Source organism: Janthinobacterium leeuwenhoeki, assembly GCF_051380795.1.
In the GTDB taxonomy this organism is placed as follows: domain Bacteria; phylum Pseudomonadota; class Gammaproteobacteria; order Burkholderiales; family Burkholderiaceae_D; genus Janthinobacterium.
This window is the reverse complement of sequence record NZ_JBNYXT010000039.1, coordinates 16,072-37,662: the sequence shown is the minus strand read 5'-3', so window position 1 is coordinate 37,662 and position 21,591 is coordinate 16,072. Positions and strand designations below refer to the sequence as shown.

The 21,591-nt window shown below is 64.9% G+C and carries 20 protein-coding genes and 1 tRNA gene; 6 read left to right on the top strand and 15 right to left on the bottom strand.

The features are described 5' to 3' along the window. Window positions 1–211: 211 nt before the first annotated feature. From ACQ4WS_RS22340 to ACQ4WS_RS22300, 9 genes are all read right to left on the bottom strand, one after another. Window positions 212–724 (bottom strand): lipocalin family protein, encoded by a 513-nt coding sequence (locus ACQ4WS_RS22340; RefSeq protein ID WP_436479204.1) that lies wholly within the window; start codon window positions 722–724, stop codon window positions 212–214. Between the two features lie 18 nt (window positions 725–742). Next, window positions 743–1,552, bottom strand: a complete 810-nt coding sequence (locus ACQ4WS_RS22335; protein ID WP_436479203.1) for a substrate-binding periplasmic protein — start codon at window positions 1,550–1,552, stop codon at window positions 743–745. A 33-nt stretch (window positions 1,553–1,585) separates the two neighbouring features. After that, window positions 1,586–2,617: a type VI secretion system protein TssA gene (gene tssA, locus ACQ4WS_RS22330; protein ID WP_436479202.1), complete on the bottom strand. Its 1,032-nt coding sequence runs from the start codon at window positions 2,615–2,617 to the stop codon at window positions 1,586–1,588. Between the two features lie 20 nt (window positions 2,618–2,637). Next, entirely contained in the window at window positions 2,638–5,277 is a 2,640-nt protein-coding gene (gene tssH, locus ACQ4WS_RS22325; RefSeq protein WP_436479201.1) for a type VI secretion system ATPase TssH, read from the bottom strand. Further along, window positions 5,274–5,747 (bottom strand): type VI secretion system baseplate subunit TssE, encoded by a 474-nt coding sequence (gene tssE / locus ACQ4WS_RS22320; RefSeq protein WP_436479200.1) that lies wholly within the window; start codon window positions 5,745–5,747, stop codon window positions 5,274–5,276. Before tssE ends, tssH begins: the two co-directional genes overlap by 4 nt. Before the next feature lie 66 nt (window positions 5,748–5,813). Beyond that, window positions 5,814–6,305: an Hcp family type VI secretion system effector gene (locus ACQ4WS_RS22315; RefSeq protein WP_034750126.1), complete on the bottom strand. Its 492-nt coding sequence runs from the start codon at window positions 6,303–6,305 to the stop codon at window positions 5,814–5,816. A gap of 31 nt (window positions 6,306–6,336) precedes the next feature. Continuing rightward, window positions 6,337–7,836, bottom strand: a complete 1,500-nt coding sequence (gene tssC / locus ACQ4WS_RS22310; protein WP_436479199.1) for a type VI secretion system contractile sheath large subunit — start codon at window positions 7,834–7,836, stop codon at window positions 6,337–6,339. 1 nt (window position 7,837) lies between these two features. Next, window positions 7,838–8,347: a type VI secretion system contractile sheath small subunit gene (gene tssB, locus ACQ4WS_RS22305; RefSeq protein ID WP_426070655.1), complete on the bottom strand. Its 510-nt coding sequence runs from the start codon at window positions 8,345–8,347 to the stop codon at window positions 7,838–7,840. A gap of 37 nt (window positions 8,348–8,384) precedes the next feature. Next, window positions 8,385–8,981 carry a hypothetical protein gene (locus tag ACQ4WS_RS22300; RefSeq protein WP_436479198.1) on the bottom strand — a complete coding sequence of 199 codons (597 nt, stop codon included), beginning with the start codon at window positions 8,979–8,981 and terminating at the stop codon, window positions 8,385–8,387. Window positions 8,982–9,257: 276 nt separating this feature from the next. Between ACQ4WS_RS22300 and tssJ the strand changes: the two genes are divergently transcribed. From tssJ to icmH, 3 genes are read left to right on the top strand one after another with little or no spacing between them, the layout of a single operon-like run. Further along, window positions 9,258–9,845 carry a type VI secretion system lipoprotein TssJ gene (gene tssJ, locus ACQ4WS_RS22295; RefSeq protein ID WP_436479197.1) on the top strand — a complete coding sequence of 196 codons (588 nt, stop codon included), beginning with the start codon at window positions 9,258–9,260 and terminating at the stop codon, window positions 9,843–9,845. 37 nt (window positions 9,846–9,882) lie between these two features. Continuing rightward, window positions 9,883–11,253, top strand: a complete 1,371-nt coding sequence (gene tssK, locus ACQ4WS_RS22290; RefSeq protein ID WP_436479196.1) for a type VI secretion system baseplate subunit TssK — start codon at window positions 9,883–9,885, stop codon at window positions 11,251–11,253. Further along, complete coding sequence (gene icmH, locus ACQ4WS_RS22285; RefSeq protein ID WP_436479195.1) at window positions 11,250–12,035, top strand: type IVB secretion system protein IcmH/DotU; 786 nt, start codon at window positions 11,250–11,252, stop codon at window positions 12,033–12,035. Before tssK ends, icmH begins: the two co-directional genes overlap by 4 nt. Here icmH and ACQ4WS_RS22280 read toward each other — a convergent pair whose 3' ends face one another. From ACQ4WS_RS22280 to ACQ4WS_RS22265, 4 genes are all read right to left on the bottom strand, one after another. Further along, window positions 12,036–12,827: an OmpA family protein gene (locus ACQ4WS_RS22280; protein WP_436479194.1), complete on the bottom strand. Its 792-nt coding sequence runs from the start codon at window positions 12,825–12,827 to the stop codon at window positions 12,036–12,038. A gap of 9 nt (window positions 12,828–12,836) precedes the next feature. Continuing rightward, the gene (gene tagF / locus ACQ4WS_RS22275; RefSeq protein WP_436479193.1) at window positions 12,837–13,817 is read right to left on the bottom strand and encodes a type VI secretion system-associated protein TagF; all 981 of its coding nucleotides are present in this window, start codon (window positions 13,815–13,817) and stop codon (window positions 12,837–12,839) included. Next, the gene (gene tssM, locus ACQ4WS_RS22270) at window positions 13,814–17,662 is read right to left on the bottom strand and encodes a type VI secretion system membrane subunit TssM (protein WP_436479192.1); all 3,849 of its coding nucleotides are present in this window, start codon (window positions 17,660–17,662) and stop codon (window positions 13,814–13,816) included. The genes tagF and tssM overlap by 4 nt, the downstream gene beginning before the upstream one ends. A gap of 217 nt (window positions 17,663–17,879) precedes the next feature. Further along, complete coding sequence (locus ACQ4WS_RS22265; RefSeq protein ID WP_436479191.1) at window positions 17,880–18,719, bottom strand: M15 family metallopeptidase; 840 nt, start codon at window positions 18,717–18,719, stop codon at window positions 17,880–17,882. Between the two features lie 138 nt (window positions 18,720–18,857). On the opposite strand from ACQ4WS_RS22265, the gene ACQ4WS_RS22260 reads away from it, so the two are divergent. After that, complete coding sequence (locus ACQ4WS_RS22260) at window positions 18,858–19,526, top strand: hypothetical protein (RefSeq protein WP_436479190.1); 669 nt, start codon at window positions 18,858–18,860, stop codon at window positions 19,524–19,526. A 5-nt stretch (window positions 19,527–19,531) separates the two neighbouring features. Here ACQ4WS_RS22260 and ACQ4WS_RS22255 read toward each other — a convergent pair whose 3' ends face one another. Beyond that, the gene (locus tag ACQ4WS_RS22255) at window positions 19,532–20,323 is read right to left on the bottom strand and encodes an alpha/beta fold hydrolase (protein ID WP_436479189.1); all 792 of its coding nucleotides are present in this window, start codon (window positions 20,321–20,323) and stop codon (window positions 19,532–19,534) included. Window positions 20,324–20,660: 337 nt separating this feature from the next. On the opposite strand from ACQ4WS_RS22255, the gene ACQ4WS_RS22250 reads away from it, so the two are divergent. After that, window positions 20,661–21,044 (top strand): hypothetical protein, encoded by a 384-nt coding sequence (locus tag ACQ4WS_RS22250; protein WP_436479188.1) that lies wholly within the window; start codon window positions 20,661–20,663, stop codon window positions 21,042–21,044. A 149-nt stretch (window positions 21,045–21,193) separates the two neighbouring features. Here ACQ4WS_RS22250 and ACQ4WS_RS22245 read toward each other — a convergent pair. Beyond that, a tRNA-Asn gene (locus ACQ4WS_RS22245) sits at window positions 21,194–21,269 on the bottom strand. A gap of 144 nt (window positions 21,270–21,413) precedes the next feature. Between ACQ4WS_RS22245 and ACQ4WS_RS22240 the strand changes: the two genes are divergently transcribed. Continuing rightward, on the top strand, window positions 21,414–21,587 hold the full coding sequence (locus ACQ4WS_RS22240; RefSeq protein WP_436479187.1) for a helix-turn-helix domain-containing protein: 174 nt from the start codon (window positions 21,414–21,416) through the stop codon (window positions 21,585–21,587). Window positions 21,588–21,591: the final 4 nt, after the last annotated feature.

The following is a 21,591-nucleotide window of genomic DNA, read 5'->3' as shown; positions in this document are numbered from 1 at the left end:
GCTGCTACGTACCAATATAGCAGGCATCTGCCGTGCGGCAATTACGAACGGCGAAGCAACGCTACCGCCTCGCCAGAATGGCAGCACGCCGCGGCGCACCACTTTGGAGCAGATTGTGAGTGAATCAGGGTGGCATTGCAAGAAATAACATGCAGCAAAGCAACAATTTGAAGGTGCTATGCCGCCACGCACGGGCGGCGGGCAAGCAAGGTCAGTTTTGCTTCACATAGATCAATTTTGATGTATCGAAACCCAGGCCACGGGCTTTCTCGATCAGGCGCTGCTGCAAGGCCGGGTCCATGGTGGGCGTGCGCGACAGCAACCAGAAGTAAGACTTGTCGGGGCCGCTGATCATGGAATAGCTGTAATCTTGCTGGTCCAAATCAAACACGATGTAGTAACCATAGAAGGGGCCGAAAAACGACACTTTCAGGTAGCCCAGGTCTTTCTTGTCGACGAAATACGCCTTGCCCTCGGCTTCCTTCCACTTCGCGTCCGCCTCTTTGTAGCCGCGGTTGAGCACTTTCAGGCCGCCATCCTGGCGCAGGCTGTAATCGGCCGTCACTTGGCTCAGGCCCCGTTCGAACGAGTGGTCCAGACGCGCGACCTCATACCATTTCCCCAGATAACGGGTGGTGTCGAAGTGATTGACGGGATGAATATTCTCGGGACGGCCCACGCAGCCGGCCAGCATGAGCACACCCAGGAACAGCAGTTTTTTCATGGTCTTCTCCATTTGGAATCAGGGTTGCAGCGCGCGGTCGATGATGCGGCGGATCGCGCCATTGTTCTGCATGCGCACGATGGCGGCATTGAATTGTTCGATAAAATCATCGCGATAAGGGTAGGCGGCAGGCAGGCGTTCCGTAAAACCCAGGTGGCCCTGCTGGCCGGCCAGCTGCGCGGTTTCCTGTATCGCCTGGAGCGCCTGCATCGGCGTGCCTGGCGGCCCTTCGCGCCGGATGCGCTGCAATTCCCACTGCGCCGACAGGCGGTCGCTGACATAGCAATCGATACGCCCGCGCATCAGCTTGAGAAGATTCGTGCGCGTGCCCTTGGCCGGCGCGAGCACGATTTTTTCGGCGCGCAGGGACGCCGTCAGCGCCGCATCGCCCAGCAGAAAACCCGCGTTCACGCCGATTTGCAGGCCGCCGTAATCCGCGGGCCACTGCCGCAGCGTGCGTTTGGCCAGCACGTCCTGGTTGCACAGCACCACCAGCTGCTCCATCAGCAGCGGCACGGAATAGCGCACATACGGCCGCTCGCTGCGCCACGAATACGGCGGATACAAGGCAAACGCCTCGCCCGTCTGCAGCATCAGCACGCCCCGTTTCCAGGGCACAGGGCGCAGCTGCACCGCATACTGCGGCATCGATTGCGCTGCTTCGCGCACGATCTCCGTGTAGATGCCTTTCAGCTGGCCGTTTTCAACATAGGAGTACGGCGGATAATCATCGTCGCCATAAATCACCAGCGGCAGCGCAGTTCCAGCCTGCGCGCTGGCAGCGATGAACAGGCATAGCGCGGCAGGCAGGATGAGCATTCTGGACATGCACGAAGAGTAGCATGGAAGGGGCCGACGCCATCATCCGTTTGCACTGCTCGTGCCCAGCATGTCATCGAGCTGCGCCAGGGTGCCAGAGTCCTTCACGACGGCGCGCAGCCACAGATGCAGCGGCAGCTCGCCCCAGCTGGCGGCCTTGTCGGCCAGGTAGGCGACGGGGCTATGCGGCTCCGTGCGGCGGAAGAAATCGGCCACCTGGCGCAGCTGTGCCAGCGCCTGCTGGCGCTGCACGATGGCGCCCCCGCTGCCGCCGACACCCTGGCCAGCAGCGGGCGGCGCGCCGGCAAAGTCCGCGCCAGGTGACAGCGGCGCGATAAAGTGAATGGCGTTTTCCAGCGCTTCGCGGGCGGCGCGAAAACTCGGGCCATCGGCGCCGAAACGCGCATCGACGCTACGCTCGAACGCCAGCAGCGACTGCATGCAGTACTGCGCATCGGCCAGCAAGCCGTCGGAAAAAGTGCGCGTGTTCCTTTGCCGCGCCGCCTCCATCTGCGCCAGGGTCGGCCCTTCGTCGTGGCGCGCATCGCCCCAGCCCTGATCCGCTGCGCCCTGCGCCAGGCTGGCGGCCGCGCGCTGGCGCGCGGCATCAAAATCCTGCAGTGCATACAGGCCATCGATCCCTTCGGTCAGCGGGATCTCGCGCAGCAGCTGCGGCGTGCGCGACAACAGCCAGAAGACATTGCCGATGCGCTGTTCCTGGTCGCCCTCTTCCGCCGGCGGGTACAGGCCATCCCAGTAACGCTCGCACAGGCCGGCCAGCAGCGCGTAACCATCGCCCAGGCCACGGAAGTGGCGCGTTTTCGCGTGCGCCTCGGCCAGCCATACGGCCACGCGCAAATCCTTGCTGCTCGTGGCGATCAGCTGTTCGCAGCGCGTCGCCACGAAAGGCCAGTCGGCTTCCTTCAGCGCCGTCACCCACTCCCCCTGGTCCAGGGTGGGATCATCGTGCTGGCGCGCGCGCGCGATGGCGTCGAGCTCCTGGCTGAAAGTGATATCTTCGCCGCATGGACTGACGGCGCTGACGGGGTGCAGCAACTGCTCCAGATTGAACATGGCGCTCTCCGGAAGGTGGATTATCGGATCGTGTACTTGAACTGCCCCTGCTTGCTGGCGCTGACGCGTATCGACGCGACCGGCTCGCCTGCGGCCATGCGCGCCAGCACCGCTTCGGCGATCGCCGGCAGCAAGCTGCCGTTGAGGATCTGGTCGACATTGCGCGCGCCCGAATCGACCTCGGTGCAGCGCGCCAGCACGGCGTCGACCAGGCCCGCGTCATGGCTGAACTGCGCCTGGTGGTTGCGCGCGATGCGCTGCCCGATGCGCGCCAGCTTCAGCGCAATGATCTCGGCCAGCACCGCATCGTTCAAGGGATAGAAGGGCAGCACCTTCAGGCGCCCCAGCAGGGCCGGCTTGAAGTGCGCCACCAGTTGCGGGCGCACCAGTTCTTCCAGCGCGGCCGGCGTGGGCAAGTCTTGCGCCGCCCGGTTCAGGCAGGCGGCCATCATGGCGCCGGAACCCAGGTTCGAGGTGGCGATGATGATGGTGTTGCGAAAATCGACTTCGCGCCCTTCCGCATCATCAAGCACGCCCTTGTCGAAGACCTGGAAGAACAGCTCCATCACGTCGGGATGGGCTTTTTCCGCTTCATCGAGCAGCACCACGCTGTAGGGCTGGCGCCGCACGGCTTCCGTCAGCACGCCGCCTTCGCCATAGCCTACATAGCCGGGCGGCGAACCTTTCAGGCCGGCCACGCTGTGCGCCTCCTGGTACTCGCTCAGGTTGATGGTAATGAGCTTGCGTTCGCCGCCATACAGCAGGTCGGCCAGCGCCAGCGCCGTTTCCGTCTTGCCCGTGCCGGACGGGCCCGTAAACAGGAACACGGCTTGCGGCTTGTTCGGGTCGTCCAGGCTGGCGCGCGCCGTGCGCACGCGCTGCGCCACCGCCTCGATGACGTGGTCCTGTCCCAGCACCCGTTCGCGCAGCGCCCCATCCAGGGTCAGCACCGTGCGGATTTCATCCTTAAGCATTTTCCCCAGCGGGATGCCGGTCCAGCCGGCGACGATGCCGGCCACCACCTGCGCGTCGACTTCCAGCGGCGACAGCGGCGCCTCTCCCTGCAGCGCCGCCAGTTCATCCTTCAGCGCCAGCAGGCGCGCCGCGCCGATCTCGCCCGGCCGCTCGCCGCGCAGCTGCCCGCGCAAGTCGCCGATCTGCGTCACCAGCGCCTTTTCGTGCTCCCAGCGCTGCGCCAGCGCCGCGACCGACGCCTGCCCTTCGTCATGCTCGCGCCGCAGCTGCCCCAGGCGCGCGGCAGCGGCTCTATCGGGCACTTCGCCATCGGCGGCCTCGCGGGCCAGGGCAGCGATTTCCGCGCCGATGCGTTCCTGGCGCCGATGCGCGTTTTCCAGCGGAGCCGGGGTGGCGCGCTGGCCCAGCGCCACCTTGGCGCACGCCGTATCGAGCACGCTGATGGCCTTGTCGGGCAGCTGGCGCCCGCTGATGTAGCGGTGCGACAGGCGCACCGCCTCGACGATGGCGGCATCGCGCACGCGGATGCCGAAATGGCGCTCCATCAGCGGCGCCATTGCGCGCAGCATGGCGCAGGCGATATCTTCGTTGGGCTCTTCCACCTTCACCACCTGGAAGCGCCGCGCCAGCGCCGCATCCTTTTCAAAATATTTTTTGTACTCGCTCCAGGTGGTCGCGGCGATCGTGCGCAGGACGCCACGCGCCAGCGCCGGTTTCAGCAAATTGGCCGCATCGTTTTGCCCCGCCTGGCCGCCGGCACCGATCATCGTGTGCGCCTCGTCGATGAAGAGGATGATCGGATGTGGGCTTTTCGTCACCTCGTCGATGACATTTTTCAGCCGGCTTTCGAATTCCCCCTTCACGCTGGCGCCAGCCTGCAGCAAGCCCATGTCGAGCGCGTGGATGTGCGCGCCCTGCAGCACCTCGGGCACGTCGCCGGCAGCGATGCGCAAGGCCAGGCCTTCCACTACGGCCGTCTTGCCCACGCCCGCCTCGCCCGTGAGAATCGGATTGTTCTGGCGCCGGCGCAGCAGGATATCGACGGCCTGGCGTATCTCCGTCTCGCGGCCGATCACGGGATCGAGCTTGCCGTCGCGCGCCAGCTGCGTCAGGTCGGTGGTGAACTGGTCCAGCGCCGGGGTTTTGCTGGCCAGGGTAGCAACAGGGTCGTCGGATGTCTCGGAAAGCTGCGGCACTGCCGCGCTTTCCTCGCCGGAGCCGGCCGTCAGCTTGTCCGCATGGTGCTTCAATTGCTCCACGCTGAAGCGGGCGAACAGCTTCGAGCCGCGGTACGCGAGCTGCGCCAGTTCCGGCTCCGTCAGCAGCGCCAATAACAGGTGGCGGCTGCGGATGGGGCCTGGCTGCGCCGTGTCCAGCGAGGCGATCAGCCAGGCATGTTCGAACAGCAGCGGCAGATGGGGAGAGAAGACGGGCGTGCGCGCACTGCCCGTCCTGAAGCCACCGATCTCGCGGCGCAGGTCCGCTTCCAGCGCCGTCAGGCTGATTTCGCTGCGCCGCGCGATGGTGACGAAGTCGCTGCGCTCCTGTTCCAGCAAGGCCAAAAATAGATGCTCGATATCGACTTCGTACTGGCCCAGGCCCACGCAGATGGCGGCGGCGCGGGTGGCGGCCGTGCGCGCCGTGTCATTCAGTTTGGCGATCAGGGTTTTCAAATGATTGCTCATGCGGCAGCTCCCTTGCGGTTGATCGAATAGCGCAGCGAAGACGGCTGCAGCACGGCGTCGAAGTTGACCGTCTCACCACCGCACCTCACGGCCAGGGTGCCGCTGATAACGAAGCCGACCCGGTTGATGGCACCCGCTTCGCGCTCCAGGCGGGCACGCACATTGCGCAGGCGCGGCTCGTGGCGTTCGATGGCGGCCTTCAGCGCGGCGCAGATGCGGGCGCGGTCATCGCTGCTCGACAGGCACATGCCGGCGAAATCGATCAGGCCATAGTTGACGATGGACGCCGCGCATTCCGGATAGGCGTCGAGCGCGCCGGGCGGCAGGGCCACGCGCGTATTGAGCAGCTCTTCCAGGTCGCGCGCCACCGCATCCTTCAATTGATCGAGCGACAGGCGCACCGCCACGCCGCCCGCAGCACCGCCGTCGTCCATCAGGCGGTCGAACAGACCAGGTACATAACTGTCCATGCGCTCTCCTGAAAAGTCGGCGCGGCGCGCGGGCGAAAGTGGCCGTCGCGCGCCGCGCACCATGGATCAAGCCACGCGGTTCGCGGCCAGGTCCCAGCCGCCCGAGGTATTGCCACCGGCGCCGCCCGTCACTTTTTGCTGCGTGTATTTCCACTTCACTTTCGAGAACTTGAAGCCGACGTGTTCACCGAGGATGTCGCCCTCTTCCACGTTCGGCGTCACGGCGCCGATCAATACGTTTTCGATTTCGATTTCAAAGTACTTGACGCGCTCGCCCTGGCCATCGGCGCGCATGAATTCGAAGCGCGCCTTGGGGATGGTCTTGCCGGCCGAGCAGGTCTGCAGCAGCACCGGCGAGGCCAGGTCGGCCAGCTTGGAGATGACGATGTCCTTGTGCTCGCAACGTTCGGCCGTGTGGCCACCGCCCGTCGAAGCGGTGGCGGACTTCGGCTGCTCGACGCTCCAGCTGACCGATTTGCACTCGATCCAGTCCTTGTGCTTGTCATCGGTGGACTCGCCCTTGATACCGTCTATCTGCAGATATACATCGATTGCCATGGTGTGCTCCTGTGGTTGAAAGATGGGTGAATCAGGAATTGGTCGACTTCGGCAACTCCGCGACCAGTCGGAGCGAAACGGATAATTCATCGAGCTGGAAGTGCGGCCGCAGGAACGACACGGCACGGTACACGCCGGGCCGGCCCGGCACTTCATGCACCTGCACGGACGCCTCGCGCAGCGGGAACTGCGCCTTCTGTTCCTGGCTGGCGTTATCGTCGAGCAGCACGTACTGCATCAGCCAGCGGTTCAAAAAATCTTCCACGTTGGAGGCGGCGGCAAAGCTGCCGATCTTGTCGCGCATCATGGCCTTCATGTAGTGGGCGATGCGCGAAACGGCGAAGATGTACTGCAGCTGCGACGACAGCACCGCGTTCGCATTGGCTGCGTCGCTGTTGTACTTGCGGCTTTTCTGCGCCGACTGCGCGCCGAAAAACGCCGCATACGCCGTGTTCTTGCAGTGCACCAGCGAGATGAAGCCCAGGTCCGACAGCTCTTTTTCGCGGCGGTCGGTGATCGCCACTTCGGCCGGGCATTTCAGGGCTACGTCGCCCTCGTCCGTCTTGAAGGTGTGGGTGGGCAGGTCGTCCACCAGGCCGCCGCCCTCCACGCCGCGGATGGCGGCGCACCAGCCGTAGTCGGCAAAGGCGCGCGTCAGCTTGCAGCCGAACGCATACGCGGCGTTACACCACAGGTATTTGTGATGGTCGCTGCCATCGACTTCCTCGACAAAGTTAAAGCCTTCCACCGTGGTGCCATCGACGGGATTGAAGGGCAGGCGGCCCAGGAAGCGCGGCAAGGTCAGGCCGACGTAGCGCGCATCCTCGGATTCGCGGAAGGCTTTCCATTTCGCGTACTCGATGGTGTCGAACACCTTGGCCAGGTCGCGCGGCTTGCCCAGGTCGCCGTAGCTTTCCAGGCCAAACAGTTCCGGCGCGGCCGAAGCGATGAACGGCGCATGCGCGGCGGCGGCGATGTGCGACATCTGCTCGACGAAATACATGTCTTCCGGCTGGCGCGAAATGGCGAAGTCGCCCAGCAGCGCGGCGAATGGCGCGCCGCCGAAGGTGCCGAATTCCTCTTCATACACCTTCTTGAACATGCTGCTCTGGTCAAACTCCAGCGCGGCCTGAAAATCCTTCACCAGTTCGCGCTTGGTGGCGTTGAACATGCGGATCTGCAAGCGCGTGCCCGTATCGGAATTGCCGACCAGGTAGCGCAGCCCCGTCCAGCTTTGCTCAAGCTGCTGGAACGGCGCCGCGTGCATGATTTCGCTGAGCTGGGCGGAGATCAGGAGGTCGATTTCCGCCACGCGCCCGTCCAGGGTGGCCGACAGGCTGGTCGACATCAGCAGCGTGCCATCGAGCACCTGCGCCACCAGTTCCGAAATCAGGTCGCGCGCGCGCGCATGTTCGGCGCCGGACTTGGCCACGCGGCTTTGCTCGACGATCTGGTCCAGCAAGTCGGTGGCGGCCGGCGCATCGGCTGCGGATACAGCGAGGGATTCTGGGGCTTCTGCCTGGGCGCTCATCTCAATCCTCCTGCGCTGGGAACTGCGGTTTCAAACTGGCCAGGCTGTCCGTGTTGTTCAGCACTTCCGTCAGCAAGTCTTCCAGCTTGTCGTTGCCGGCCAGCTTGTTGCGCAGGTCGGCCAGCTTGGTGCGCGCCTCAAGCAGCTTGCGCAAGGGGTCGACCTGGCGCACCACCGATTCCGGGCGGAAGTCATCCATCGAGCGGAAATGCAGGTCGACGGCGAACGTGCCGCCTGCCTCGCTGATGCGGTTCGGCACGGCGAAACGCGCCACCGGCTCTACGCCGGCCAGCACTTCGTCGAAGTTGTCGCGGTCGATGGCGACGAACTTGCGGTCCTTCAGGCGCTTTTTCTCGCTGTCCGGATTGCCGCCAAAGTCGCCCAGCACGCCGACCACGAAGGGCAGCTCCTTGTTTTCAATCGCGTCGCCAATCTCGACGTCATAGGTCATTTGCACGCGCGGCGCGCGTATCTTTTGCAGGCGTTTTTGTACGCTGTCGGACTTGGGCATGTCGCTTCCTTTGCAAGGGGATGGTGGGGATGCTGGCTTATTTCAGGCCGCTGAACGGGTCGGCCCCGCTGCCTTGCTGCGCCTCGCCTTTTGCCGCCGGCGTACCGGACCCGGATCTGGCCGCGCGCTTGCCAGCCGCCGGTGGGCGCCTGGCCGGCGGCACCAGCACCTCTTCGCCGATACTCGCGCGCAGCAGCTTGGCCAGGTCCTGCGCTTCCGAGCGCAGCGAGCCATTCAGATTGTTTTGCCGCGACAGGTCGGCCAGCGCCTTGCCGGACAGGCGCAAGCCGCTGACTGCGACGATGCTGTTGGCGACCTTGTCGTCCGGGTCGCGCTCCAACGCTTCGAGCGCATGGCCGATGGCGTCGCCGTACTGGCCGCGGTCGAACTTCATCTGCGCCATTTGCAGCCACGGCGCCTTGTCGGCAGGGTAGCTGCTGCCGCCGCCCTGAAGCAGGATCATGGCGCGCTCGTACTGGCCGGCGCGCGCGGCCGCATCGGCCTCGCTCATCACTTGCGCCAGGGTCGGCGCGGCAGATTTTTTTGGCGCCGGCTGATCTGGCGTGGCGCAGGCGACCAGCAGCAAGGCGCTGGCGAGGCAGGCAATACGGGGCAACATGGTGGCTGGCTTCATCGGGCATTCCTTCACGTGGAGGACGCTACCGCTGGGAAAGATGGGCGGCGCCTTGATGGAGGCCATTATTGATCGCCAATTTTTTGCCAGATTGAGATTAATCAGCAAAGAGGAAGTTCCACGCTACAGCCGCGTACAACGACATGAATCCTGATCTGACGCAGTAATTGTCTTGATCGCAGAAGGACTTTGCGCCAACGCAAGCAGGTCGCCCCTGCATGCGTTTAAATGACTGCAACACTTTTATTTCCACCCTCCACCTTGCAAAGATCACCCATGCCATCTGATACCCCGCTCCGCCGCCTGATCCGCGCCACCACGCCACTGCTGCCGGCCCTTCTGCTGGCCGGCTGCGCGGGCGGCGCCATCGGCACCCTGGCCAACGCGGCGCTGCAAATGGCCGGCGTGGCCAAGCCGCCACCGGAACTACCCGACGCACAAAAGCCGCCGCGCAATGTCAGCATCCGCCTGCATGCGGCGCAGCGCCTCAACACCGATGCCGCAGGCCGGCCGCTGGCGCTGGTGGCGCGCATCTACAAGCTGCGCCAGAGCGCCGCCTTCGAGCAGGCACCCTACGACAGCTTTCTCGACACGCAGCGTGAAAAGGCCGCGTTGGGCGCCGACCTGATGGAAGTGAAGGAAGTGCTGCTGGTGCCGGGCCAGCGCTACGAAGTGCAGGAAAAAGTCAGCAAGGAAGCGTATTTCATCGGCGTGGTGGCCTTGTTCCGCGCACCTGCGGCACAGCGCTGGCGCGCCACCTTTGCCGCCGCCGATGCGGAACGCGGCGGCATCACCGTCGGCCTGCATGCCTGCGCGCTCAGCGTCGGCGGCATGTCCACGCTGTCAGCCCCGCGCTGCCAGTAATACGATCAGACACGCCACACATTCAAGGAGAATCGAGATGGGCATGGCAGCGAAAATCTTGTGGGGAGAAGGCCTGTTCCTGCGGCCGCAGCATTTCCAGCGCCAGGACCAGTATCACGAAGCGCGTCTGCATCACACGGCAAGCGCGCTGCATCCCTACCTGTGGGGCGTGGCGCACATGGCGTGGGACTTGGCGGCGCTGAAGACGGGCACCTTGCGCCTGCATGCCCTGTCGGCGATTTTTCGCGACGGCGAAGTGTTCGAGGCGCTGGGCGACGGTGCACCCGGCAGCGATACCCTGCCCCCGCCGGTGGACCTGGAAGCGCTGCCGCCGGCGGTGCAGGAAGTGACGTATTATGCGGCGCTGCCCGTCCTCAACCGCGAAGGCATGAATTACACGGCGCAGGCGCCAACGGCAGGTACGCCTACAACCACGCGCTTTGCCCACACCATGCGCGCCACGCCCGACCTGTTTACGGAGTCCGCCATGGCCGACGTGGCCTACCTGAAGAAGACCGTGCGCCTGATTCCCGACAGCGAGGCGCGCGGCTCCTACGACTGCCTGCCGCTGATCGCCCTGCGGCGCACGGTATCGGGCGGCTTCGAGCCCGTGCCCTCGTTCATGGCCCCCAGCCTGGCGATCGCCGGCGCGCCGCGCCTGCAAGGCGTACTGGAACACCTGCTCGACGCATTGCAGGCAAAAGTGAGCGCGCTGCACGGCCACCACCGCGAGCCGAGCCGCAACGTGATCGAATTCCGCTCGGGCGACGTGTCCTCGTTCTGGCTGCTGCACACGGTCAGTACGGCCGCCGCCGCGCTGATGCACTATGTGCGCCATCCGGCCCTGCATCCGGAGCGCCTGTACGAGGCGCTGCTGGGTCTGGCTGGCGGCCTGCTCAGCTACTCCAAGCATTACACCCTGGCCAGCCTGCCCGCCTACGACCACGCGCAACCGGGCGCCTGCTTCGACGCCATCGACGCCATCATCCGCGAACTGCTCGACACCGTGATCTCGTCAAAGTATTTTTCCATCGCCCTGCTCGAGGACAAGCCGTCGTACTACCTGGGCAAGCTCGATTCGGGCAAGATCGACCAGCACACCACCTTGTACCTGGCGATACGCGCCGCCATGCCGGCCATCGAACTGGTGGAGGTGGTGCCGCTGCGGGTGAAAGTGGGCGCGCCCGACGACGTGGAAAAATGCGTGCTGACGGCCATGCCCGGCCTCAAATTGTCGCATGCGCCGCAAGTGCCGGCGGCCATTCCCGTGCGCCCCGACACCTATTATTTTGCGATTGAAAACCGTGGCGCGCTGTATGCGCAGATGCTCAAGGCGCAGTCGATTTCCGTGTACGTGCCGGCCGGCATACGCGACCTGCAGCTGGAACTGATCGCGGTGACGGCATGAGCCAGCTCATCGAACGGCGCGCGGCGCCCTCCTTGCTGGGACCACGCGGGGTCGCCCCGGCGGGCAGCAGCCGGCATGCCGGCAGCGCCCTGCTGGACCTGATGCACGAAGGCTTTTACATGCTGTTCATGCTGAAGCACGGTTCGGCGCCCGGCGACGAGCAAAGCTTCATGGATCGCATAACGGCCTTCCTCGACGACTTCGCGCGCGAAGCGAAAAAGATACGCGCCGATGACGACGATATCGAGGCGGCCAAGTATGCGTTTTGCGCCGCCGTCGATGAAATCATCCTGGCCTCGCCTTTCACCCTGCGCAAGCATTGGGAGCGGCGCCCGCTGCAGTTGCTGATCTTCGGCGACCAGCTGGCCGGCGAACACTTTTTCGACCGCCTCGACGCCTTGCGCGGCAAGGGCGCCATGCGCGTGCAGGCACTGCAAGTCTTCCACATGTGTTTGTTGCTGGGATTCCAGGGCAAGTATGCGATCGATGGCGGCGAAAAACTCAGCTATCTTACGGCGCGCCTGGGCGACGAGATCGCCCACATCAAGGGCAAGAGCCGTGGCTTCGCGCCGCGCGCGGCACGCCCCGACCAGGTGGTCAACAAACGCGGCAGCGACGTGCCGCTGTGGGCGCTGTCGAGCTTTTTCGCCCTGCTGGCCATCTGCGCCTACCTGGGCCTGAAAACGCATCTGACGCGCGGCACGCAAACGACGCTGGCCGCGTATGCGGACCTGGTCAAACTGGCGCCAAGCCCGGCGAATTTGACCATTACCTTGCCGTGATCATTGCGCGATTCTGAACTCGATGCGCCGGTTTCTCGCCCGGCCATCGGCCGTGGCGTTGCTGGCCACGGGACGGTCCGGCCCCTGGCCCGACACCAGCACGGTATCGGCCACGACGCCTTTGCTGGCCAGGTAGGCGCGCACGGCTTCGGCACGCGCCTGGCTCAGGGCCACATTGCTGGCGCGCAGGCCCGTGTCGTCCGTGTGGCCGATTACCTCCACCTTGCGACCCCGCAACCTGAGCATGACGGCCGCCATCTCGTCGAGGATGGCCTGGCCCGCCGGCGTGATAGAAGCCTTGCCGCTGTCGAATTCGATAATGCGTTTATCCAGCACCGCATCGAGCAAGCCCTGCTCGGCCTCGGCCGCCTTGACCCGCAAGCCATTGTTGACGACATACGTGGGATTGAGGCTGGTGGCGATGTCGCTGGCGATCTGCTGGCGCTGCGCCTCGTTCGCCACTTCGCCGCGCACGCTGACGTTGTTGCCGGCTATGCTGATCTGCCCCCGTGAAATGAGCTTCAGGTTCGGCGCGATCAGCTTTTGCACGTAGGCGTTCCAGTTGGCCGGCACGGCCACGTTGCCGATGGCGATCTGGTCGACCACGCGCTCGGCGCCATACAGTTCGCGCAGGCGGGCCAGCACGGCCGCCTTGCCCGCCTCGTCGGCCAGGGTGCCCGTGACGAGGATCTGCCCCGGCATCGGCGTCTGGGGTGTTTGCGCCTGGGCGCGGCAGGGGGCGGCCGCAGGAAGCAGCAGCGGCAGCAGCAGGAACATGACAGGAATTTTCATCGCAGTCCTTCAGGTAAAGGTATCGGCAAACATGGCGCAGGCCGAGCGCAGCGACAGCTGCTCCTGCTGCAGGCAGGCGGAAAACTGGCGCAGCGCCGCATCGTCTCCCAGTTGCTCCTCGACCCAGTCCAGCTGGTCGAAGACGATCAGCCGTTCGCTGCCGGCCTGCGGATCGATCAGCGCGCGCAAGCCATGCGGGTCGGCGCCGCAAAAGCCGATCACCAGCACGGGCGCCTCGTCGAGGTGGGAAAAGAACAGCGCCAGTTCGAAATCGGCCTGGCGCAGGAAAGGCGCGATCAGGTGCAGCCAGAAGCTGGCCACCAGTTCGCGCAGCTGCGCGTCTTGCGGCAGCGGCAGCACCAGGCTTTTTTCCGGGCGCGGCAAGCCGCTCTGGCGCACCGGCTGCAGCAGCAGGCCCAGGCCCAGCAGCAATTCGCGCACCGTCACGGGAAACGCGGGCGAAGCCAGCATGGTCTGCAGGCCATGCAGCGTCTGCGCCTGCAAAAAGGCCGCCAGCCGCGCCGCATGGCACGGCGCTACCGGTTCGACCTCGACCACGTTACCGGCCAGCGCCAGCAGGGCCGGTCCCGGTTCCGGGCTGGCCACGATGCCTTGCGACAGCTGCTCCACGCGCTGCCACAGGGGCGCGAGCGCCAGCGGGCTGCAAGCGACAAAGGCTTCGGCGTCATGGACTTCCAGCGCGCCCATGGCCATGAAGGGAAAGCGCCGCTGCGACTGGTCGTTGCTCGCTTCCAGGCGCCCGGCGATGGCGCGCCGGCTGCGCGTGCCGACAAAGGCAAAGCGCAGCGGCGGCAAGGCGTCGTAATTGAGCTTCCAGCGCGGCGCCACCGTCAGGGCAGTCATGACCTGCGCCAGCCAGTCGTCGAGCAGCTGCACCAGGGCGTGATTGTCGCAAGCCTTGATGAAATCGCCGCGCGCGGGGATCTTGCCGAAGTAACCGAGGCGCACCTGCTGTTGCGCGCGCATCATGGCGCCACTCCGGGCATGGCTGCGGCGGCGATGGCCGGTGCCGGCGCCGGTACTGGCACGGCAGGTGCGCCGACGATGGTTTCGGGCAGCTGCATGCCGCGAAAGCCCTGCTCCTGCAGCGCCGCAGTCCCGCCCGCGCCCGTCGCCGTCGTTTCCGCGCTGCTGGTGATTTTCAGGTCGACCGCCACGGCCACCTCGCCGCGCACCCAGCGCAGCTCGAACACGCCGCCCTCCTTGCGTTTCTTGCTCGCCGCATCGATCATGCGCTTCAAGCCGAATTGCCCCGGCTCGTTGAACAGCTCCAGCGTACGCCCGTCGAAGGTGACGGCGGTGATGCGCGCGCCCTGGACGCCGGACGCGCCCTGCGGGCCCGGATGGATCATGTTCGTCCACTGTGCCGGGGTGTTGCGGTAGCGCAGCTGCTGGCCATCGATCTCCAGCGTGTATTCCAGGGTGCCCGGCGCGGGCGACGGCTGGATCTGGAACACCGTTTGCGCCGCCGTCGAAGTGGCCGCCACGCCGCCCGCGCCCAGCGGCGCGATCCAGCCGGGGAAGCGCGCCACCACCTGCGGCGCCAGGCTGATGCCCATGTCGGCCCAGGTGCGCGGCGCCAGCACGTCGCCGCGCCGCACCACCAGCGGTCCCATGGAGGTGGTGACGAATTTCGCCACCAGGCCTTCCGGGCCGAAGAACTGGCCGATCTCCAGGTTGCTCGCCTCGATGCGCGCCGTGGGCGCAAACGGATATTTGTTGGCCAGCGATTTCTGGAACGGTTCATACACTTGCGCCGCCCAGGTCTTGTTGATATCGAGTTCGGCCGGCGCGACGATGACGGCAAAGGTCTGCATCAACGGGCGCACGAGGATGGGACGAAGCGCCTGCTTTTGCGCGTCGCTCATCCCCGTGAGCACCTGCTCGTCGACCAGTTTCAGGGCGTCGGCCAGTTCGGAACCGCTGCCCTCCAGGGTCTGCTGCATGAACTGGCGCGCGCCCGGCCCAGCGTCGCCCTGGTTCTTCAGCAAGTTCAAACGGCTGCGCAACTTCGACAGCGCCTCCAGATACGCGCGCATCAGCGAGGCATTGTTGTCCCTGACCGCCACCAGCTTGCCCACGCCGGCAAATTCGCGTCCCACGGGACCCATGGGTTTATCCAGGCGGGCCGGGTCGAGCTGCGCATTGAGGCCGGGATTGGCCGTCAGTGGCGACGGCGCGCGGCGCAGCACGGTTTCCTTGAACCAGGCGATGATGCCCCGCTCGGCTTTGCGCAATTGGGCATTGTGCAAGGCCGGGTTGTCCCACGAGGTTTCCTCGTAAATGGTGGTCAGCAATTTGGCAATCGGCGACGCTTGCGGGTCGCCCAGGCGGTTCATCGCCTGCACTGCGCCGTCAAAACCTTTCAGGTCGGCGACGGCGACGCCCTGCACGAATTTTTGCCACTCGCGCGCGTAGTCGGCCTTGTACATGGCCACCAGGTTTTTCTCGATCTGCTCCGGACTGCCTTCCAGGGTCAGGTCGTCGGTGGTAGCGCTTTTCAGCACCCAGTCGGCGCTTTGCAGCTCGCGGTTGGCGGCATCGCGAAACGCGCCCTCGACGAATTTTTCCCAGGCCTGGCGCGTAAAGGCGCCGGAGACGGCGTAACTGCCCGCCAGCAGCGCCTGATCCTGTTCGCCGACGATGCGCGCCACCGTCATGCCGGGAAAGCGCGTCGAGGCGCGCGCCTTGACGTCGGCATACACGCGCTCGCGCGCCGGCATGCCGCGCACCACGCGGCGCAGGTTTTCGCGTGCCTGGTCGACCAGCGCCAGCTTCTGCTCGATGCGCGGCCAGGACGGGTCGCCGATCTGCGCCAGGTAAAACGTCAGCAGCCGTTCGGCGCTGCGTATCATCTGCTCGCGCGGCATGGCGCCCCGGTTGCCCTCCAGCCAGCCGCGCCAGAAGCGCGTCAGCTGGTCGTTCAGATGGCTGCTCTCGGCATGCGTCTTATCGGCCAGCATCAGATAGGTTTTCAGCGCGTTGTAGGCATCTTCCACGTTCGTCGCGCTGGCCGCCTGGTACTGCACGCTGCGCGGCGCGGCGGGTGCTGCAGTGGACGATGCGGCAGCCGGCGTCTGCGGCGTGCGCGCCGTGGGCTGCAGCTGGTCGGCGCTGGCGTTCATCTCGAACAGCAGGGCTTCCAGCGCGCCCGCCACGGGGATGAGCATGACCTGGCGCGCACCGGCAAAATATTCCTCGCGCAGCTTGCGTTCAAGCAGCTCACCCTGGTACAGGCCCAGGCGCAAGGACCAGGGCCGTTGCGTGCGGTACGCTTCCAGCTGCTCGATACGATCCTGCAAGATTTCCAGCGCTTCCAGGCGCGACTGCAAGTCCAAACGCCGCTCCTGCAGCTTCAGCACTTTATTCAGATCGGCCTCGACGTTGGCCACCAGTTGCCGGTTGCCCAGGTAGGACCAGCTCCAGCCGCCCAGGCAGGCGCCCAGCGACACGGTGGCGGCAAAGAACACGGCATATTTGAAGCGCAGCTTGGCGCGGTTGGCATAGTTGGCGACCAGGTGCTTGTCGGCAAAGATCACCTTGCGGAACAGCTCCAGCAGGAAATAGCCATGCTGGCGCGCACCCGCTGGCACTGGAGCCGGGGCCGGGGCCGGGGCGAAGGTGAGGTCGAAGCGGCGCGCCACCTGCTGCGAGGAGGCACTGACGGGCTCGCCTTCCTGCAGCGCGCTGGTAAAGTAAAAGCCGCGGAACACAGGCTGGAACTGGAACGGGTTTTCCTCGAACAGGGTGGCGATGAAGGCACGCAGGGCCGGCTTGATGGCGGAAAATTCCAGTGGAAAAGTAAATACGCCGGGCGCCATCGTCTTGCGTTGCCGGTGCGCCATGTTGGCCAGGCTCAGCTCCGTCAAGCCATCGTGCAATTCATCGTAACTCTGGTCGAAAAAGGCCAGCAGGTCGGCCGTGGGCAGCTTGCGCTGGTACGGCATGGTGGCGCCCCAGACGCGCTCGCGCTCGCTGCGCTCGGCCTCCGCGAAAAACTCCGTGAAACCGGCGATCAGGTCCGCCTTGGTAAACACGATGTACAGGGGCGCGAACACTTCCAGGCGTTCGATGACATCCTGCACGCGCTTGCGCAGGCTGCGCGCCAGTTGCATGCAGACATCGGGGTCGCCTTTCAATTCGGCAATGCTGACGGCAATGAGGATGCCGTTGATGGGTGCCTTGCGCCGGTATTTTTTCAGCAGGTCGAGAAAGCCGAACCATTCGCCGCGGTGCTCGTCGACGACGCAATAGCGGCCCGCCGTGTCGAGCACGATGCCGTCCGTGGTGAAAAACCAGTCGCAGTTGCGCGTGCCGCCCACGCCTTGCACGATCTTGCCGTCGGCGAAGGGAAACTGCAGGCCCGAATGCAGGATGGCGCTGCTCTTGCCGGCAGCCGGATTGCCGATGATCATGTACCACGGCAATTCGTACAGGGCGGCAGCGCCCGATTTGAGGCCCAGCTTGGACATCTTGATGGTCTCGATGGCGGCCAGCATGCCCGTGCGCACGGCGCCGAGCTCGTCCTGCTGGGTGCTGCCGACCGTGGACGCCGAAGCGGCCTGCGCGGCGGCGATCTCGGCTTCGTTGAGGATGGCCTGCCCCAGCGCCTGCGCATCGCGCCGCGCGCGGCGCCGGCGCCATAGCCACAGGCCCAGCCAGGTGACAAAGGCCAGCAGCAGCAAGGCCAGCGCCCAGACCAGCGCCACTTCCAGCACCTCGGCGCCAAGGTACAGGAAGACGGCCAGTGCCACGAAGCCGAAGATGGTCAGATTGCGGCTGTCGGTGAGGAAATGCCAGATTCGTCGCAGCATGATGAGCCCAGGGTGAGGTCGCAAAGCAGGAGGAACGCCGCCGCGCAGCGAGGCGGAGTCGGCCCATGCTGACAGCAATGCGGCGCGCCTTTGTTGACATATGACAAGTACCAGGCATCAGCGCGCGGCATGCGCTGGCGCACCATTGACGCCGCGCAAGCAAGCTTGCAGCTGTGAAAATCAGGCCGCTGCATGGCGCTAGAATGGCTGGCGCGGCTTACTTGCCCAGCACGCGCGGTTGCGGCAATTCCGTGTGGCCAAAATCCATCATGGTCCAGCGCCCGCCCCAGCGCAGGCCCACCGATTCGGCCGTCACGCCATATAAACGGTAGCCGCGCATGGCCCAGGCATTTTTTTCAGAAATGATGAGCTTTCCTTCATGCATGAATGCGCAATCGGCTGCCAGGCCATACTGGTGATAGCTTTGAAACGCCCTGGCGTTCGTCACGTTCGGGCCGGCCGCTGCCAGCTGGTCCTGGCGCGCGGGACTGCGATAGCCTTCCAGCAAGACCATGTCATAGCCATGCACGTCTTTCATGATCTTGAAGACCAGCAGCAGGCGCTGCGCGAAATCGTGGTCGAGCAATTGCCAGTTGCGGCTGGCGCCGCCCAGCAGCGGACGCAGCTGCGTTACTTCCGCAGTGGAAAACAGCAGCGGCGGCAAGGCCGGCGGCGGCACCAGCTGCTCGCCCTTCAGCAAGTCGCTGACCTGGTCATTGATCGCGTGTTGCTGGTCGGCATAGCCGCGCAAGGCGATGCGGTCGCTGGACAGCCAGGCCAGCAGCGGCGGCACGATGACCAGCACGCTGCCTGCCAGGCTCAGCCAACGATGCCGGCACAGCAGCTGCCAGGCGCGCGTCATGCCCGAGCCCGTGTGCCCTTGCACGCGCTGCCACTGCGCGCCGCTGCCGCCCTTCAGGTGCCGCGCGCGCCGCTGCATGCGCCAGCCCAGGTTGACGAGCGTGTGCAGCACGATGGCCCGGCCGCCGGGGAACAGCAGCAGCCAGCAGGCAAAACAGGCGAGCAGGAAATACATCAGGACCAGGGCGACGAACATGGGGCGCTCCGTGACATGGATAGTCGGGGCCGGACAGCAATTTCCCGGCGGTATCGCTAGATCGTAGGCGTCTGCCGCCCGCATGAGCGCGGTTTACATCAAGGACAGTCGAGTTTGATCCACTGCGGAGGTGATATTTTGTCTTTACTGAAAACCGGGAATGGCCAGGCGCGCGGTCCGAACCTGCTGAGCAAGGCCGGCGCGCCTATCGAAGGCAAGGGTATCCTGTCACAGCTCGAACACGGCGTCGCCGCGCCTGCGGCCATGCCGACGCTGCGCTGGCAGCCTGGCTGGCGGCACTGGGCCGCTGGCGCGCTGTGCCTGGCGGTGCTGATCACGGCCGTACTCGCCTATGATAAGCAAGTCCCGCCCCTGCCGCCAGCGCCCGCCACGGCCATGACACCGCCCGGAATGCCGGTGCCAACAGTACTGCCGCACGCGCTGCAGGCGGCCACCATCGTCAACACGGCGGCAGCGCCCTTGCCTGCGGCGGCGGCAGCGACGGCAAGCGCAAGCGCGCCGCGCAAGGCGCTAGCGCCCGCGCGCCAGGTCGCCGCGCGTGCACAGGGGCCAAGGCCGGCTGTCGCGCCCGGCGACAGCGATGTCGCCTTGCTGACGGCGATGGTGGCCCATGCGCACCGGCAGGAAGGCACGGCAGCGCCCGTGCGCGACGTGGTGCTGCGCAGGCAGGAAGAAGAAACGGCGGAACTGTTGCGGCGCTGTCAGCAACTGGGCCTGATCGAAGGCATGCTGTGCCGCTCGCGCATCTGCTCGGGCCGCTGGGACAGCGATCCCGCCTGCCATTGAAAAACTCATGTGTTTCGCGGCTGAGTGGCGGCGTCCATGCGGCCTTGCAAAAAGCCTGCCATCAGCGCCAGCAAAGCCTGCGGCTGTTCCTGGTGCGGCGTATGGCCGCACTGCTCGACCATGGCGGGCACGGCGTTGAGGGCCTGCGCCACGATCGTGTCGACCTGGGCCGCGCTGCCGTACTGGTCCTCGCTGCCCTGCAGCACCAGCGCCGGGCATTCGACGGAGGGCAGCAGGTATTCGATGTTCCAGAACTGGAACCCATAGCTGAGCCAGGTGTCCGACCAGGCCTTGAAGATGGTTTCCGTCTTGTCGCCATGGTATTTCGCCAGCGCGCGCAGCTTGCCAGCGCCAAACGCCGCGTCCGCCACGCGGATGCCGTCGAGCGTGATGCCTTCGACAAACACGTGCGCCGCTTCGGTGATGATGCCGCGCAAGCGCGGCGGCTGCTGCGCCGCATAGATCAGGGCGATGCTGCCGCCATCGGAGTGGCCGACGAGAAAATGGTCCTGCCACGGCAGCAGTGCGGCTAGCACCTGCGGCAACTCGCACAGCGCGTAGTCGTGCAAATAATGAAGTTGGCGGCGCGCCGCCAGCGGCGACGACTGCCCATAGCCGTGGCGGTCATACAGCAAGCCGCGGCAGCCCGTCGCCTGGCACAGCTGCGCGGGAAAATCTTTCCACATCGCACAGCAACCGAGCCCCTCGTGCAGGAATACCAGGCAGGGCTTGGCAGGGTCGCCTTCGATCAATTCGTAATAGATATCGGTTTCGGCACTCAGGTTCAGTATCGGCATGGGCTAGGCTCGCAACGGGTTGCGCATCGACAGGTCGGCTGGGGCTATTGTGCCATTGTCCTGTGCGGCGTGCGTGACGACCCGTAAAAATAGCCTGCGGGAAAAGATCTTGCCGCCTGCCTGCAAGATGTTTGCGCCAGCACAAGTGAGCACCATTTTTCCGGCCGCCATGCGCGCTTTTTGCCTGCGCGTTTGCCTAGAATGACTTACTCCAACAGCATGGAGCAGGCGGCTACCTTATCAGCCAGGACGTGACACTGGCCGTCACGACAACAGATAGGGCGTCTTGCCGCACAACGACAGGCGCGGCATCCAAACTATCGATCAGGAGTACATCATGGATATGAAAGTAGAACATCGCACCGGCAGCAACTTGGCATTAGAAGAAACTGTTACACCGATGGAGCAGGACGGGAAAAGTGCAAAAGGCGCTGCCGCACAGGACTTGAACCTGAGCGCCGCCGCCTTCACCACCTATTACACGTGGACTGCCAATGGCGTGCATCCTTCGGTCAACTTCACCAATGCCAACGTGAAGGCCAATTCGCGCGTGCTGCTCAACATCAGCGAATATGGCGCGAATGCCCAGGACCGTTTCATCGGCGCCGCCCGCATGGCCGTGTACAACATCGCGCCGTATAACGGCGGCTTCCGTGCCTGGGTGGATATCTCGTGGGGCAGCCCGCTCAAGGTGCGTTTCGACGTGTTTGTCGATCCCTGATCCGGGAAACACTGCGCGTGCCCCTGCCGCGAGCGGGCCGGCATCGCGCACGTCGAGACACTGAAGCAATGGCCAGCGCGAACGGGAAACCGTGCGCGCATGACAAAAGGGCCACGTGTTGCCACGTGGCCCTTTGCTGCTGCTTGTTCTGGCTCCCCGACCTGGACTCGAACCAGGGACCTGCGGATTAACAGTCCGTCGCTCTACCAACTGAGCTATCAGGGAAAGGAGGCCGAATTATATACGTCAAAATTTCTCATGTCCAGTCGTTACTACATCGTTTGTTAGCCCAAAGTAGTAATGTCCCCTTCGTGCAAAGTAGTAATGTCCCCTTTTGGGATAAACGGGCACGAAATCATGGTGACGCAGATGAGCGACAAGGAAGTGCTGAGATCCCAGCTGATGGCGCAGCTGGTTGAAGGCATGCTGAGCCAGCAAGAGGCCTCTGAGCGGCTCGGTGTGAGCGTACGCCAGATCAAACGACTCAAGCGTCGCTACGTTGTCGCAGGCTCTGCGGGCCTGGTGGCGGCGCTGCTGATGTAAGCCG